Origin of the sequence: Sulfuricurvum sp. IAE1, from assembly GCF_004347735.1 — a bacterium.
Taxonomy (GTDB): Bacteria; Campylobacterota; Campylobacteria; order Campylobacterales; family Sulfurimonadaceae; genus Sulfuricurvum.
Window position 1 is genome coordinate 1 of record NZ_SLTI01000055.1, and the last position, 667, is coordinate 667.

The 667-nt window shown below is 34.2% G+C and carries 1 protein-coding gene; it reads right to left on the reverse strand.

Going from position 1 to position 667, the window contains the following annotated elements:
- Positions 1-340: endonuclease III (gene nth / locus E0765_RS07805; protein ID WP_368666175.1), on the reverse strand; the 340-nt coding region annotated here is incomplete at its 3' end.
- Between the last annotated feature and the right edge of the window lie 327 nt (positions 341-667).

Here is a 667-nt window from a genome sequence, read left to right on the forward strand (position 1 = left end):
AAAGATTGATATCAGAAGGAACCTCGCCATTAAACTCAGTCACCAAAACCTTGGCCATTCCTAACAGATTCTTTGCCTTACTGTTTGGGTATGAGCAGCTTTTAATTATTTCGTAAATATCTTCCACGCTAGCGTTTGCTAAACTCTTAGCATCGGGAAAACTTTTGAAAAAATTTGGTGTAATTAGATTTACACGTTTATCGGTGCATTGCGCACTAAGAATAACTGCCACAAGCAATTCATATGGGTTAGAGTAATGCAATTCTGTTTCGGCTATGGGACGGGTTTTCTCAAAATACTCTATTACAAAACGGTATAGTTCCTTTTTTGAATTCATCATATTTCTCTTTAACTCCAAAATTAGATTAAATTGATTAAACCTTTTTTATTTCCACTGGCAAATCACCTCATAAAATATTTAAGAATCAGCATTTTTATCAGCCCGTATGGATTTGCAAATTCATTATAATTCAGTTTAACAGATCACTTTCCACTATTCCTCTAACTTCATCATATTCTGTCCATTCCGACTCATTCCGATTCATTCCGACTCATTCATCTAAAAATCCTACTATCTCCATTTTTATCAGCCCGTATGGATTTGTTAATTCATGGCAATTCGGTTTAAGCAAATGTTGCACAAATTACTAACTTTGCAACTCAAAAA